The sequence below is a fragment of the Paenibacillus sp. Aloe-11 genome (assembly GCF_000245715.1).
Lineage (GTDB): Bacteria > Bacillota > Bacilli > Paenibacillales > Paenibacillaceae > Paenibacillus > Paenibacillus kribbensis.
Window position 1 is genome coordinate 1 of sequence record NZ_JH601048.1, and the last position, 15,545, is coordinate 15,545.

The window sequence follows — 15,545 nt, forward strand, 5'->3', positions numbered from 1 at the left end:
TGGCGGCGGTGGCCGGGTGCAAATTCGTGTACAGCCCCGAGCTGGGCGGGCATGTTCCACTGCATGGTGAGCGAATGGAAACCTCGCTCAAAGGGCTGTACGTTGCCGGCAATATTACCGGCATCGAAAGCGGGCTGGTCGCCATGGCCCAAGGCCGATTAGCCGCCGCTTCCATGGTCCACGCTGCCGGGCTCGGCGGAGCCAAGGGGGAACAGCGGGTGCAGGAGGCGATCCGTGAGGTCGATTTTACACGGAAGCACGCGCTGATTCAGTTTCATCCCGGCATTACAGAGGCGCGAACGCAGCTGTACCAGCAGTGGGAGCAAACCTGCGGCAGCGGCGTATAATCGATCGTTAGGCCTGATATGTGCTTGCTTTTTTTACATCCCAAACTCGCCTTAAAGACGGAACGGAAGATGACGCTTAAAGCCAAAGCCCATATGAAAGCAAGACCGTTCGCACTGAACGAGGTGGTATTGGCTGAAGGTTAGCGTTGGATAGATGTCATTTGAGATGTTTTGTGAGTAAAAATAACATTTGATTTTTAGTCGACTATGATTTATGATAGAGGAAATATTGGATGATGTTGGAACATTGATTATTGTATGAACTGATTTATTCATAGTCATTTGCGCGTGAAGCACACGGGCTGTTTCTTCCTTAACTAGGGAGAGGCAGCCCTTTTTTGTTGGTTTAGCACCATTCCGCCTACTCTGTTTTTATATTCATTTTTCGAGTTCGGTTGATATAGATATAATATGGCTTTTTTAGAATGTCTATATATTTAGAAGTTTTCCTTATAGATTTTGTAATAGGGAAACCATATAATAAATAAGTTGGAATCCATTATTTTCCGAAAGTGGGGATGCGATAAGTCTATGAGAGCAGGGTTGATATACATAGTTTGGAGTATAAGCAGACAAAGGGGATAGAGAGATGAGTATAAAAAAATGGATGTTGAGTTTGACTGCAGTTACGTTGCTATGGGGCGCGACAAGTACAATGCCAACGACAGAGGCGGCCAGCAGCTCCCAACCGATTGAGGTCTTGTTAAATGCGAAAAAGATACAGTTCCCGGACGCTAAGCCTTTTCAGGATAGTAACGATTACGTGATGGTTCCCATTCGTTTTGTATCCGAGGCGCTGGGGGCCAAGGTAGGTTGGGAGAAAACAGACGGTCAATTAGCCGTGTCGATCAAAAATGATACACATGCTGTTAACATGACGGTCGGACAAAACACCGCTACTGTGGACGGACAGACCAAAACATACGAAACGAAGATTATTTTGAAGCAAAACCGTACTTTTGTGCCGCTGCGGTTAGTAAGTGAAGGCTTGGGCCAGTCGGTGGAATGGGATAAGGTTAGCCGCTGGGTCTGGATCGGGAAGAAGGAAATCGCTGCGCTGGAGGATACGGGGCATCAGGCGGTGAGTATTGAGCCGTATAAGAAGGCGATAAATACCACTCGAAGCCTTATCAACAACGTTGCGGGCAAGCCGTATGATAAAGTCGTGATCTTTAAACAAACCGATTTGCCTATCAAGTCGCTGCATGACGTTTACACTGTTGAGCCGTATACGTCTCCGAAAGGTGTTCCTTATCTCAAAATGAGAGTGAAAACGAAGTCTACAGCAGGCAGCATTTTCTACCTGACCAAGAATAAGGATACACGTCTTCGATACCCAATGGATGACCTAATGCAAGATAACGGTGATGGTACAAAAATGGTTTATTACTCAATTTATTCGTCTGGCGATGAACTCTTTCAAGGAATAAAAAATTACAAATCCTTAAAGCTATCAGACATTGAATACATTGGTTTTGACCTTGCATCACAGGATTATATTCCGATGATGGCCAATCCGTGGAAGGGTAATTAAACATATGAAGAAAACACAGCGCGTTCTGGCCGTATTGCTGGTGGGGGTACTGCTATTGTTGCAGCTCCCACCTTTTTCTTTTCCAGCAAACAGGGCAGCAGCCGAGACGGAAATCACACCATTATCTTACTTTTCAGATAAGAACAATCGCTACTTTGTTGGCATGATGTATTTCGATATGTGGAAGAACACAGCCGGGGTTTGGGTTACAGATGGCGGCAAGGAGCCCGATAAAGACATGCAGGGCGAAGCCGAATTTACCTATAAGTTTCAGTTTCCAGGTAGAAAAATAAAAAGTGTTGAAGCATCACTTTATGATCCTAATAACGATAAAAATAGAATGAATCAGGACTATTTTAAGTATTTTCAGGAATCCCGATCTGACAATTATATGGATTATGCGCGTGCTATGAGTAAAGGCACACAAGATTCAGACATACGGCCTTTTGAGAAACAGGGGATCGGAACAGAAACCACCATCATTCCAATTACGGTAGATATAAAATTGAATGCGGTAGGTCGAGCTAAAAATATAAAAGAAGAGAGCTGCCCCACCTGCGCCAAAGAAGTAGAGGCCTGGCGCATCTACCAGCCCATCCTATTCAAGATCGAACTGGAGAGCAGTCTTGTCGTCAAGCATTTTACGACTGATGGAAAATCACTTAACAACGTATTTACACCAATAGAAGATGAACTAAAAGCTGATCAACCGTATGATTTCACCCCGCCCACTAATCCGAAATATGAGTATGTGGGTTACAAAAAAAGCACAACTGGTAAACCGCCGAGCGGAGATATTTTGCCGGGAGTTGTACCCGGGTTTACGTATGACGGTTCTTTTGAGCAGTTTACCGCTTATTTGTATTACAAAGAAGGTCAGGGCTGTCCCAAGCCTGGAGAAAGTCAAGAGGGCGCACCCTCAGATTGCCAAGACCAGGAACAGCCGACAAAAGGTGTTGTCTGCTCCCGCCCAGCTCCTGGCTTGCGTTTGGAAGCTGCCGAGCTGGACCCGACAGTATCTGCCGTTATCAAAGCGGATCAGCGTGGGCGGGAACAGTTTGACGTATCCAAAGGTATCCCTACATCTGAGAGCCTGTACGGTCATGTACAAGCCAAGAGATACCTTTTTCAGCATAAGTTTGTGAACATGACGGGTCAGTGTACATACACGGTGAATGTAAAACGGGAATATCGTTTAAGCTGGCGGCCCAAGGAAAAATCTACGCGGAGAGAAACGGTGAAAAAAACCTATACCTACAAAGTTATACGTCCGTACTCTTTTTGGACGATAGACAACTTGGAGGTATACGGTATCAAGGAGGCTACTCTCCGCAATTATGCGTTACCTAATGAAACAATCACCATTCATCCGCAATCCTATACCCCTCCTTCCTATATTGCAGCGACTGAGGGCAACTTTTATCCGCCTCCTGCACCGGGAACAGTGGATGCTGGTAGTCGCAGCAAGAACGGAGGCAGCAGCAAGCCGAGTGTACCTGACGAACGCAGTTCACTACAATCCAAGGCAGAAGGAGCTGTAAAGGAAGTTGAAGTGGAGAATGATGCCCTGACCTTTGAAAACAGGATCATTATGAATCCGAAACGCGTGAAGGTGAATGGACCTAAGCCGGGTGTTATTCCTTCTTCCGGGGCCATTGGGCCGGATGTGCTATACAGTCCGGGTCATGTGATTGATAAGCACAAGATCAATAAGCCCAATACGCCTAGCAGCGGCAACATTGCCTACGCTATTCTCAAAGGGAACATCAACGGTGGGGCAGATAAGACGTTTCCGATACAAGGGATTAACACGGTGACTGTCCACACTCCTGTCGTGAATCTTTCCAGTGTGTCGGATGATGCGGCCCATAACCAGAAAACCAAGCCTACAAAGGGGCGCTCGGCGCTTATTTTGGAGCGTCCTTTCCGGGTGAGGATTTCGACGGCAGGCCCGCATTTGAATATTCCCGGCTATGGGGAGCGGGAGTATGCCAAATATGTACGAACCAAGCAGGTGCGGTTTCCGTTTGACGTGTACAACAAAGGGAAAACTCAATTTTATCCACGGGGTACCTGGATTGACATTCCGGTGCTGCAGCTGGACACAGATTTTTATTTGCCAGTATGGGTGGATGAAGGCAACTACACCGTCGAGTTCCGTACCATTGCTGAAAATGCACCGGACGGGTTCACCGAGCAGCGTCATGCCAATATGGAGCTTGCTCATCATGTTGCCAATGATGTGGTCAACATTGAAGTCATCGGACGGATGTATGATTTTCATATCACCGATATTGCCGATTACCATTGGGAGCGGGTATTTCGTCAGCACAAGGGAAGCCCGCTGCATAGCGGTCTGTCCTATTGGACAGGGCTTGGGAGCATCGACGGATTGCCAAGGGGGAATCAGGAGCCGTTTACTTTGCCTGTACGTCCCGGTAGTCATCCGCATGAGGGCTACCAAAATGTAGCGGTCAAGACGGGCTATCATTTCAAGTTTGACCTCAAAACCAAAGGCAATATGTTCAGCGCCAAAGATGGTATTCGTATCACACCGTCGTTTTATTGGGTGAGTAAAGATGGTCGTCAGCGGGAAGAGGTGGACTTGTATACACATGCGGGAAGCCGCAAATTTATCCGATTGGGATCGGCGGCGGATCGAGAGAAACGGTATGTTATTCTGAATGAGCGGCTGCGTAATGTCCCGGCAGAGGAAATGCAGGACACAGCCGCCTACCAATATAAGCATGAATTGAGCGAAACACAGCGGAGCCAGTCGACGCTGGAACGTTATGTAGCGCTGTATACTCAGCGTATCACGCGTAACAAGACGTGGATCGGCCGCTACGATTGGCTGGTGCTGCCCGCGGCGGTGCGTACCTTGATTGGTCCGAAGACAGACCTGCCGGAGGGGGTGGATGTTGACCGTGCGAATGCGGCAATTCAGCGCTGGTATGGCGAATATAGTCTGCCTGCCGATGTGTACGCCGTCACCAAAGGGACGGATTTACGTAATGAAAGCCGTCACCGGGAACTAAACGAGCATGCGGCTATATTCAAGAAAACAGGCTTTATCGTCGTTCGCTTTAATTTGGAGACTCTCCGTCAAGGGGACACCGAGCATCCACATTTGCAATATATTAATGGTCCGCTGCTGAACCAATGGCAACTGGAGGGATACCGCAGAGAGATAAAGGACCCGTACGGACACACCTTTCATTTACAGGATGGGGATGTCGTGTTTTATCATGCTGACCAGTCCAGCCGGGACGATTTCAGTTCATTTGTCCCTCACTAACCTGAAGACATAAAATACAGATTAGTTATCATCAATTTTAACGCGAAAAACGGACTACGGAAATCATTCCATGGTCCGTTTTTATCTGCTCTCAGGAGCTTGGTATGAAGATTTTGACGGAACAGAAGTGGTGAACGACTGGAGAAATACCTCTCACTGCTGGAAAAAGACAAAAAAGGCGAGCCCGTGTAGTTGGAACCTAGACTTTCCCCAAGCTCCTCATGCGGTATAATAGACCGAACCGTCTGTGGGCTTTTTCCTGCGGAGAACATGAGAACGGCTGGAAAAGGGACAGGATAGCGGACAGGATCACGGAAGGAATGACGATGATGGATGAAAAGGATTGCCTGATGTTGTGCTACATTGCAGAAGAACATAGCTTGAAACGTGCCGCCGACCGTTTGTATATTACACAGCCCGCCTTGACCTATCGTCTGAACCAAATGGAGAAGGAGTTCGGTGTACCCATTATCGTTCGCGGAAACCGGGGAACCCAGCTGACCATGGAAGGCGAGAGACTGCTCCAGTATGCCAAGCGAAATTTGAGAGAACTGACCGAATTAAAAGAAGCTGTCATTCACCTGAGCGGTGAGGTAAAAGGAACGCTGCGTCTGGGAATTTCAAGCTACTATGGTCACTACCGGCTTCCGCCGATCTTAAAGAGCTTCAAAGATATTTATCCAGATGTGCAATTTTCGGTAACCTGTGGACTCAGCGCAGAAATTTATGAAATGCTTCGCGGGGATGAAATTCATCTGGGTGTCATCCGCAACGACTATCCCTGGTCCGAGGGAAAGCATCTTCTTCATGAGGAGCATATTTGTGTGATCTCCAAGGAAGCTGTAGCGCTTGAACAATTGCCAGAGCTCCCGCTGATTCGTTATAAAGACCCGGGCAATCCGCAGCTTTCCGGTCACATGTATTCCTCGTTCAACGAATCCGTGCAAGCGTGGTGGAGTGAAAGATTCGGCAGGCCGCCACGTGTTTCCATGGAGGTGGACAGCTACGAAACCTGCAAGGAAATGGTCCGCCACGGACTGGGATATTCCATCGTACCCGAAATATTTGTTTCTCCAAAGGATGAATTATATGCATTTCATTTGATTCGCCAAAATGGAGATCCTGTTCTGCGTCGAACATGGATGTTGTATAAAAATAAATCCAGCCGCTTGATGGCGGTGGAACGATTTGTTGAATGGATGCTCCAAACATAATTCTTTGATTCCTGTGAGTAGCCCTGTTTATTGGTGGAAAACGGCGTTTTTCAAGGATTCACATGTCATATATAAAATAATTTTAAGTGTAAAACCAAAAAATATTAAATTTACTTCACTGAAATTCGCTTATACAATGTTGATTAATAAATTGTATAATTATTCGTTATGACGAATGAAAGGCGGCATTTCACTGATGGATTCAACGACGAATGGACAGACTGGCAGAGCACCATCTCATGAAGAGATTTTGAAGGCTGTAGATGCAAAGGATCACGAGCTGCGGGAGCTTGCCCGAACGATACATGCACATCCTGAATTGAGCTTTCATGAATATCAGGCTCAGGGATGGCTCACCAATACATTGGAACAGGCTGGCTTTGCTGTGGAAAAGGGAATTGCCGGACTGGAAACCTCGTTCCGCGCAGTATGGGGAGGGAAGCCCGGCGGACCCACCATCGCCCTGCTGGCAGAGTATGATGCACTGCCGACGATTGGACATGCCTGCGGCCACAACCTGATTTGCACTGCATCGGTCGGAGCAGCCATGGCCCTGAAGGAAGCGGTGCCGGATCTGCCCGGACGCATCGTGGTATTGGGCACACCGGCCGAGGAGGAGGGCGGCGGCAAAATCATCATGTGCGAGCAGGGCGTATTCGATGGCGTGGACGCCGTAATGATGGTGCACCCGCAGAGCAAAACGATGGTTTTGCGCGGGGGACTGGCCTGCGTGGATGCCACGTTCACGTTTCACGGCAAGCAGGCTCATGCTGCTTCCTCCCCGGAGAAGGGCATCAGTGCGCTGGATGCCATGATTAATGCCTTTGTGGCGATTAATTCCGTTCGCCAGTTCGTCACCAGTGACGTGCGTATCCACGGCATTATTACTAAAGGCGGGGATGCCCCGAATGTTGTGCCGGAACTGTGTGAGGCCGTATTTATTTTGCGTGCCCAAACCGTTGTTGGCTTGGCCGAAGTACGGAACAAGGTGTACCGAGCTGTTCGTGCTGCGGCAGAAGGCATGGGCGCGACGGTGGACATTGCCGAGGGACTTATTTATGCGGAGCGCAATACCAACAAGACATTGGCTGCCTTGTTCCAAAGCAATCTGGAGCAGCTTGGTCTGGAGGTTCACGAGCCCCCTACACAGGGGGGGATTGGCTCCTCGGATATCGGCAATGTCAGCCAGATTACCGCAGCCATTCACCCTTATATCCGACTGGGTGATGCGTCCACGCATACGCCGGAATTCGCCCGACTTGCGGGAGCGGAGGAAGGCATGGTTGAAATGAATTATGCTGCCAAAGCACTGGCGATGACTGCTTATGATCTATTGACCGACCCCGTGGCTTTAAAAGAGGTACGAACCGAATTTGAGCAGTGGCAAGCGCAGAGAAACGGGGGGGCATCCGAATGAGTAGCAACAGCGCCGTACCGAGCGGACCTAGAAAATGGCTGAAAATGCCGCACACCTTTGTCATTCTTATTTTCCTGACGCTAGTGGCCGGGATCCTTACCTATGTCGTGCCTGCTGGAGAGTTTGAACGGGTGAAAAATGAAGCGACCGGTAAAACACTGCTCGTTCCCGGTTCATACGCTCATGTCGATCCGAATCCAGTTACGCTGTGGGATATTCCGAAATCCATTGTATCCGGTCTGGTCGATTCGGCCGATGTCGTCTTTTTTATTCTCATTATCGGCGGTGTTTTCCAGATTATTACGTCCTCAGGAACGATTGAGGCGGTGACTGGAAGAGTCGCAAGATCCTTTTCCAACAAAGGTATATGGGTGATTCCCGTATTTATTACCCTGTTTTCCGTCGGTGGCTTCACCATGGGCATGTCCACCGAGGTGATGGTATTTGTGCCCATCGGTATTGCTATTGCCCGGGCGTTGAAATTTGATGCCATGACAGGCACGGCCATGATTTCATTGGGAGCTTCCTGCGGATTTACGGCCGGATTGCTGAACCCGTTTAATGTCGGATTGGCACAGGCAATTGCGCAAATTCCTATTTTTTCAGGACTGTGGCTTCGTGTCATTCTCTTAGTTATTTTGATTGTGATTACCAGCTTATATATGATGCGCTATGCCAGCAAAGTGAAGAATAGCCCGGAGAGCAGCCTCGTTTACGAATTGGAACAGAGTGCTGATGACAAGCCGGTGGATTTATCGAATCTGCCCTCCATACAGCTTAAGCATATCCTGATCATTTTGACTGTCGCGGTGAGCTTTGTAATGTTGATCTGGGGGGTGTCCAAGCAGGATTGGTGGATGGAGGAACTGGCCGCTCTGTTTCTTTCGATGGGAGTGATCTCGGGATTTTGCGCAGGCTATGGGCCGAGTCGTATTGCTGCAGAGTTTGTAAAAGGAGCCAAGGATATCACGTATGGTGCCTTGATTATCGGTTTTGCCCGTTCCATCGTAGTTGTACTGGATCATGGCAATGTCATTGACTCCATTGTCAACAGTCTGGCTATCGCAGTTGGGCATCTGCCTGAATCGGTGCAAGTGCTGGGAATGTATGTGTTCCAAAATATCATGAACGTATTCATCACCTCCGGCTCGGGTATGGCTGCGACGACGATGCCGATTATGGTGCCATTGTCCGATCTGCTGGGCATTACAAGACAGACGACGGTGCTTGCCTTCCAATTGGGAGACGGCTTCTCGAACATGATTTTGCCAACTTCCTCTGCCTTAATGGGAAGCTTGGCTGTATCGGGTATTCCCTACCAGAAATGGGTTCGTTTCTTTTGGCCGCTACTGGCCATCTGGTTCGTACTGGGTGCAATATTCGTAGTTGTGGCCCAAATCATCGGGTATCACTAAAATATAAAAGCAGGATTAGTCCTGATACCATTTGAACGTTCATAGCAAATACAGGGATCAAAACACTCTGCACGTGTAAGCAGCCAGTCGTCGAAATCAATCGGCGACTGGCTATTTGGTTTTATTTTCGTATACATAGCTTCTTTATTCCGTACTATTTAAAACTCTAAAATTTAGATTTGGAGATAGTGAAACGATTACAGTATTATTATGGTAGAAAATGTCCCGAGAATTAGCAGTGAAACCGGAGGTGGATATTTGATCGAAGACTTCGAGAGTGAAATGATATTCAAATAGAAATCCTTTTCGAACACGTACTAATAGATACCAAGAAAATAAGAGATTGGGCTTGTTTCTTTCCTCGACTAATCTACTTCTATATCGATGGGAGCCAGAAATGATGGAATTCAAGGTAAAGGATTTGTTTCTAATCGATACACTAAAACAAGCGTTCGTCATCAGTGGCAAGCAAGGCCTGAACAATCCAATTCGCGGAGTGACAATTATAGAGGCGCCGGATATCGCTGAGTGGATTAGCGGGGGAGAATTGCTACTGACTAGTCTGTATCCGCTGCAATCCTACAATGTCAGCGAACAGAAAGCTTTTATGGCCCAGTTATCCGAAAAACAAGCGAGCGCATTAATTATAAAAACGGGTAGATTTGTACACGATATTCCTTCTGGCATCATCGAAGCGTCGGAGATGCTCCATTTGCCCGTTATTCAGATTCCAAAGCAGGTCCCTTACCGAGAGATCATATATCCGGTGATGGAAGCTCTTTTCAACAACCAAGTGGTTAAGCTCAAATACTTTAAGGAAGCCCATGACAAATTTATTGCGCTTACACTTGCTAATAAAGGCTCGGAACATATTATTGCTTCCCTAACAAAGCTGATTGGCAATCCTGTGACTTTATATGATCGGAATTTCCACTCCATATCGTCGACCGATCCTCATTTAGTGCAGTTTGAAGTGTTGGAACAAGAGGAAGCGGATGCTGCCCGGATGGATACGGAGTTCCCTTTTTATCGGCAGCGCGTGAACTATCCGGATTGGGACGGCCGAATATGCAACCATTTTGTCATTCCGGTTGAGACGGTGAATCATATCAAGATTCATCTCGTTATTCATGAAACGTGCAAAACAGTGGAAGCGCTTGATTTCATTGCGATTGAAAACGCGGCCACTTCCTTGTCACTCGATCTCGTCAAGCAATATGCCGTAGCTGAAGTAGAAATGAAATTCAAAGATGACTTAATCGATGATCTGCTGCATGCCAAAATTGAATCCCTGCAGAGCGTATATCAGCGGGCCAATTTGATCGGCTGGGATTTGAACAAGATATATGTCGTCGTACTGTTCCGCTTGCGGGCCGCGGATGGATACGATGCGATGAAGACAGATCTGTATGGACTACATAATTCATATCAGCGCATGCTGTATGAATTCATTCATCAGCAGGTTCCGGAAGGCACCATCCGAAGCCGGAGCGATCAACTCATTGTTTTGTGGAATGTGGAAAACGCCGAAGAAGACAAATCAGCCTGCTTGCGCACGATAAAGAAAGCGGCCGAGAGCATTCAGAAAATGTTTTACAAAAGCTTTCAGCATCTCAACTTGCAGGTCGGCATCGGGAGCGCGGCCCATTCGATAACGGAGCTGCCCCGCAGCTATAAGGAAGCCCAGGACGCTTTACAGCTTGGGACGATGATGAATGGCAGTTCTGCAATCGCAGCCTTTTCGGATTTGGGCATATACCGTCTGCTTTGTCAAATCGAGGACGCCGGAGAACTGGCGAAATTCATTCCGCCCTCGTTAAAAAAATTGCTTGCCTACAAACAGCCGAACAGGGAGGATTTAATCAAAACGCTGCAAACGTTTTTGCAGCACCATCAAAACGCCGCCAAAACAGCCGAGGAGTTGTACGTCCATTATAAGACAGTGACTTACCGGATTGAACGCATCAAGGAAATTACAGGCATTGATCTGGAAGATCCGGATGAGGTGCTGTCTGTGCAAGTCGGTTTGAAAATTCTCGTCTTGATTGGCGATAATCCTGTCACTTGGCATTTAGATCATGCAAACGTGTGAGTAGAATAAGGCCTTTCTATTCAGGCTTCGCTTCATGAGGGGAAAGAAGCTCCCGTGAAGCGGAGTTTTTTTGTTGTCCGTTTATCCGATATGGATAAAAAGATGAGGCTCTTTTTATCGGGATGCCTCGATGATATTTCCTTTTTAAGCGTTTACAATTAATAAGCAAGCAAAAAATGGCCTTAAAAAGTGCGAGTTCAAAAAGGTCACTTCCTACTTCGTGTTTCGCAATCAAAAGTGGGCTGTTTGAACAACCTCTAAAAGGTTGCGCCACGGATAAGCAAAATGCCGATTATCCCGCTTGGAAAACGCGCACATTTTACGGAAAGGACAGATATGATTATGGATAAGATCCAAACGGAAACCGTTCGCCTTGTCGAGTGGTTGAGCCAATTCGGCAATGACCCGGCTGGAGGCGTCTCGCGCCTGCTGTATTCCAAGGAGTGGACGGCTGCACAGCAAGCACTGGAGCAGTACATGCAAGAGGAAGGGTTCAGCACTTATTACGATGAGATCGGCAACTTGTACGGACGGTTGGAAGGAAGCCAATACCCGGATCAAACGATTATGAGTGGTTCCCATGTAGACACGGTTCGTAATGGCGGAAAGTATGACGGGCAATATGGCATTATTGCCGCTTTGATGGCGATGCGGACTTTGAAGCAGCAGTATGGTCAACCGCTGCGTACATTGGAAGTGGTATCGTTCGCAGAAGAAGAAGGCAGCCGCTTTCCTTATGCTTTCTGGGGCAGTAAAAACCTTGCCGGTGTAGCAAAAAAGGAGGATGTTCAGGAAATTGCTGATTTCAATGGCTTTCCGTTTACGAAAGCGATGGAGCAAGCGGGATTCCGTTTTCGCGATGAGTCGGCGAAGCCGCGCACCGATATTACAGCGTTTGTCGAGCTGCATATTGAGCAAGGCAGCGTCTTGGAGCACGAAGGCCTGTCAGTCGGCGTCGTCCACAGCATCGTTGGCCAGCGGCGCTTTACAGTCGAGATCGCAGGAGAAGCGAATCATGCTGGCACGACGCCGATGGGATACCGCAAAGATGCCGTTCATGCAGCGAGCCGGATGATTAAACAAATTCTGGACCTGGCACAAGAGCATGGCGATCCGCTGGTGACAACGGTCGGCAAGATCGAAGTGAAGCCGAACGTGGTGAATGTCGTGCCGGGCAAAGCGCTGTTCACCCTGGATATTCGTCATACGGACAAAGCGGAGCTGATCCGATTCACGGACGAGGTGACGGAGCTGATGCAACTCACCGCCAGCACAAGCGGGGTGGAATTGAAGATAGACATGTGGATGGATGAAGACCCTGTCCCGATGGATCGCCGGATACTCGACGTATTGGAACGGCAATGCAAGGAACATAACATTCCGTTCAAGCTGATGCATAGCGGAGCAGGTCACGATTCCCAGATTATGGCGAAGTTTGTGCCTACGGCGATGCTGTTCGTTCCAAGCCGTAATGGAATCAGCCACAATCCGGAAGAGTATACCCGCCCGGAGCATCTTGCAGACGGGGTTCAAGCTTTGACCCACGCCCTGTATGAGCTGGCGTATCAAGCATGATTGCAGCGAAAAATAGGACAAGCAGGCACAAATCGATTTGCGCTGAGGAGAGTGATAAATGTGAGGGACGCAGGTCAACAGGGAAAGTCGGAATATTGGAAAAAAGTCATCGTCATGCTTTGTCTTGGATGGACAGTAATTTGGATTTATCGCACGATCTTGAATCCGATTCTTCCCGAAATTGAACGAGATTTGAATGTGACATCAGATGCGAGTATGGGTCTTATCTTCAGTGTATTTTTCTTTGCCTATACGATGATGCAAATTCCGTCAGGGATGCTGGCGGATAGGTTCGGACGGAAGTCGATTATCATACCGGGATTCATCCTGTTCACCGTCGGGGCTCTGCTGGTCGGGTTCTCTAGCTCGCTCATGTTCATATTGGTAGCGAGCTTCGTCACGGGACTGGGACAGGGTACCTATTATGGTCCGGCATATTCCCTCTCGTCGGAGACGATCCCGAAGGAGAAGCGTGGCATTTCCACGGCGATCATTAACAGCGGTTCCGCCATTGGCATGGCCATAGGTCTCATTGGCTCAAGCTTCCTTGTGAAGGATGCCGGCTGGAATTGGCGGGTGCTGCTCTTTATTACGGCAGGCCTGGCCTTCAGCTTAATGCTGGTGTTTGCCAAGAATATCAGGAAGACCGTGGCGTCGTCAAAAACGGCTGCGGAGGGCACGGATGAGGGGGCTCAAGATAAGGCGACATTCAAACGGCTGTTAGCCAATCCGAAGATGATTGCGTCCTATGTGCTTTATTTTGCGACCTGCTACGGATACTACATGATCGTGACCTGGCTTCCATCTTATTTACAGAATGAACGGGGCTTTCAAGGGTCAGCCATCGGCTTTGCAGCTGCTTTGGTTGCCTTCAGCGCCATACCCGGAGCCCTGCTATTCAGCCGACTGTCCGACAAGTTTATGCACAAAAAGATTACGTTCATTATCATTTTGGAACTGCTGGCTGCGGCAATGTTATATTTGACTGTTTCGGTAAATACGAGCACCTTGCTTATCGTCTGCCTTATGCTTTACGGCTTTCTTGGCAAGCTTGCCGTCGAGCCTGTCTTAATCTCGTATGTGGCGGATATCGCACCAAAGCAAGGGGTAGGGGCAACGTTTGGTTTCTTCAACTTCTTCGGCATGATTTCATCTGTTGTTGCTCCCTTCGTCACCGGTCTCATATCCGATGCGACGGGCAGCAAGGTATTGGGCTTCTATCTGGCGACAATCATCATTGTCATCGGGGCGGCGGTAATGCTGCTGGCCAATATGAAGAAGAAGCCTCAGATATCTTAAAGTTTCTCGGCTTTCAACATCTGCAATTGTAAAATCCGTTCTGGAACCAGGTTCATTAAAAAAGGAGAGTGTGTAACATGGGTTATCCAAAAGATTTGTTATCGAGCCGTTCCATTATCAAGCGTGGCAACTTCGCCTTAATTCCGCCGGAAGGTCTGGTTAAAAATACTGTGCCCGGCTTTGAACAATGCGATTTGACGATACTGGCTTCCCCGCGTCTTGGTGCCAAATTCGTCGATTATGTGGTGACGATGCACGAGGGGGGCAAGAACGAGCAAGGCTTCGGCGAAGCTGGCGTGGAAACATTCGTGTACTGCATGGAAGGGCGGGTGAAGGCTTCTGCGGGTGAAGAGTCATACTCGCTGCAGGAAGGCGGATACTTGTATTGTCCGCCGGGCGTAAAGCTGTACTTGAAGAACGAGCAGGCCGAAGATACCCGGTTGTTTTTGTATAAGCAGAAATATACGCCGCTTGAAGGAAATAGCTTTTTTCCATGGGTTGTTTCAGGGAACGTGCACGATATTGCGCAGATCGATTACGACGGCATGACGAATGTAAAGCTGCAGGACTTACTTCCAACTGATCTTGCATTCGATATGAATTTTCATATTCTGTCTTTTGAACCGGGCGGCTGTCATCCGTTCGTGGAGACGCATTATCAGGAGCATGGGGCGATTATGCTGTCCGGTGAAGGGGTCTATAATCTGGACAATGAATGGATTCCGATTAAAAAAGGGGATTACCTGTATATGGGACCTTATGTGCCGCAAGCGACCTACGCTGTAGGCAGAGAGCCGTTCGCCTACTTGTATTCCAAAGATTGCAACCGGGATGCGTCCCTATAAGGGACAGGAATTGACCGCCTTTTGTTGCTGTTCGAATCGGCAGCAAAAGGTGAAATATGTGCAAAGAGGGGATTGACATGAGAGTAACCAAACGAATACTGCATGAGCTTATCCGAACCAAATTGTCCCGCGCCGGATTGTCTGTCGACCATGCGGATGTGGTGGCGGACGTGCTCGTACATGCCGATGCCCGTGGCGTCCACTCGCATGGGGCCATGCGCGTCGAATATTATGCGGAGCGCATTGCGAAAGGCGGAACGAATGTGAATCCCCGTTTTGTGTTCGAGAAGACAGGGCCATGCTCTGCCGTTTTCGACGGGGATAACGGAGCCGGGCATGTGGCGGCCAAGGAGGCGATGCGAAAGGCAGTGGATATCGCCAAGGAAAATGGTGTCGCCGTAGTCGGGGTAAGACATATCGGGCACAGCGGCTCCCTGTCTTATTATGTACAGCAAGCGGCGCGGGAAGGGCTAATTGGCATTTCAGTCTGCCAATCCGATCCGATGGTC

At 48.5% G+C, this 15,545-nt stretch carries 10 protein-coding genes and 1 pseudogene; all 11 read left to right on the plus strand.

The window, feature by feature from the left end; translation table 11 throughout:
* Positions 1–347, plus strand: a pseudogene (locus tag WG8_RS05005) (NAD(P)/FAD-dependent oxidoreductase); the annotation flags it as partial.
* Between the two features lie 589 nt (positions 348–936).
* On the plus strand, positions 937–1,881 hold the full coding sequence (locus tag WG8_RS05010) for a copper amine oxidase N-terminal domain-containing protein (RefSeq protein ID WP_007429017.1): 945 nt from the start codon (positions 937–939) through the stop codon (positions 1,879–1,881).
* A gap of 4 nt (positions 1,882–1,885) precedes the next feature.
* On the plus strand, positions 1,886–5,179 hold the full coding sequence (locus WG8_RS05015) for a DUF5704 domain-containing protein (protein WP_007429018.1): 3,294 nt from the start codon (positions 1,886–1,888) through the stop codon (positions 5,177–5,179).
* Positions 5,180–5,505: 326 nt separating this feature from the next.
* Positions 5,506–6,393 (plus strand): LysR family transcriptional regulator, encoded by an 888-nt coding sequence (locus WG8_RS05020; protein WP_157136307.1) that lies wholly within the window; start codon positions 5,506–5,508, stop codon positions 6,391–6,393.
* Positions 6,394–6,589: 196 nt separating this feature from the next.
* Entirely contained in the window at positions 6,590–7,810 is a 1,221-nt protein-coding gene (locus WG8_RS05025; protein ID WP_007429020.1) for a M20 family metallopeptidase, read from the plus strand.
* On the plus strand, positions 7,807–9,225 hold the full coding sequence (locus WG8_RS05030) for a YfcC family protein (protein WP_007429021.1): 1,419 nt from the start codon (positions 7,807–7,809) through the stop codon (positions 9,223–9,225). The genes WG8_RS05025 and WG8_RS05030 overlap by 4 nt, the downstream gene beginning before the upstream one ends.
* 397 nt (positions 9,226–9,622) lie before the next feature.
* Complete coding sequence (locus WG8_RS05035) at positions 9,623–11,317, plus strand: PucR family transcriptional regulator (RefSeq protein ID WP_232289053.1); 1,695 nt, start codon at positions 9,623–9,625, stop codon at positions 11,315–11,317.
* 342 nt (positions 11,318–11,659) lie between these two features.
* On the plus strand, positions 11,660–12,892 hold the full coding sequence (allC, locus tag WG8_RS05040) for an allantoate deiminase (protein WP_043890818.1): 1,233 nt from the start codon (positions 11,660–11,662) through the stop codon (positions 12,890–12,892).
* Positions 12,893–12,952: 60 nt separating this feature from the next.
* Positions 12,953–14,191 carry an MFS transporter gene (locus WG8_RS05045; protein WP_007429024.1) on the plus strand — a complete coding sequence of 413 codons (1,239 nt, stop codon included), beginning with the start codon at positions 12,953–12,955 and terminating at the stop codon, positions 14,189–14,191.
* Between the two features lie 77 nt (positions 14,192–14,268).
* Positions 14,269–15,036: a (S)-ureidoglycine aminohydrolase gene (allE, locus tag WG8_RS05050; RefSeq protein ID WP_007429025.1), complete on the plus strand. Its 768-nt coding sequence runs from the start codon at positions 14,269–14,271 to the stop codon at positions 15,034–15,036.
* A 77-nt stretch (positions 15,037–15,113) separates the two neighbouring features.
* The coding region (locus WG8_RS27995) for an Ldh family oxidoreductase (protein ID WP_007429026.1) at positions 15,114–15,545 on the plus strand (432 nt) is incomplete at its 3' end.

Bases quoted from the DNA above. Each gene is read 5' to 3' on its own strand.
- WG8_RS05015 (WP_007429018.1), top strand. From the start codon at position 1,886: ATGAAGAAAACACAGCGCGTTCTGGCCGTATTGCTGGTGGGGGTACTG.
- WG8_RS05020 (WP_157136307.1), top strand. From the start codon at position 5,506: ATGATGGATGAAAAGGATTGCCTGATGTTGTGCTACATTGCAGAAGAA.
- WG8_RS05025 (WP_007429020.1), top strand. From the start codon at position 6,590: ATGGATTCAACGACGAATGGACAGACTGGCAGAGCACCATCTCATGAA.
- allE (WP_007429025.1), top strand. From the start codon at position 14,269: ATGGGTTATCCAAAAGATTTGTTATCGAGCCGTTCCATTATCAAGCGT.
- WG8_RS05030 (WP_007429021.1), top strand. From the start codon at position 7,807: ATGAGTAGCAACAGCGCCGTACCGAGCGGACCTAGAAAATGGCTGAAA.
- WG8_RS05010 (WP_007429017.1), top strand. From the start codon at position 937: ATGAGTATAAAAAAATGGATGTTGAGTTTGACTGCAGTTACGTTGCTA.
- allC (WP_043890818.1), top strand. From the start codon at position 11,660: ATGGATAAGATCCAAACGGAAACCGTTCGCCTTGTCGAGTGGTTGAGC.
- WG8_RS05035 (WP_232289053.1), top strand. From the start codon at position 9,623: ATGATGGAATTCAAGGTAAAGGATTTGTTTCTAATCGATACACTAAAA.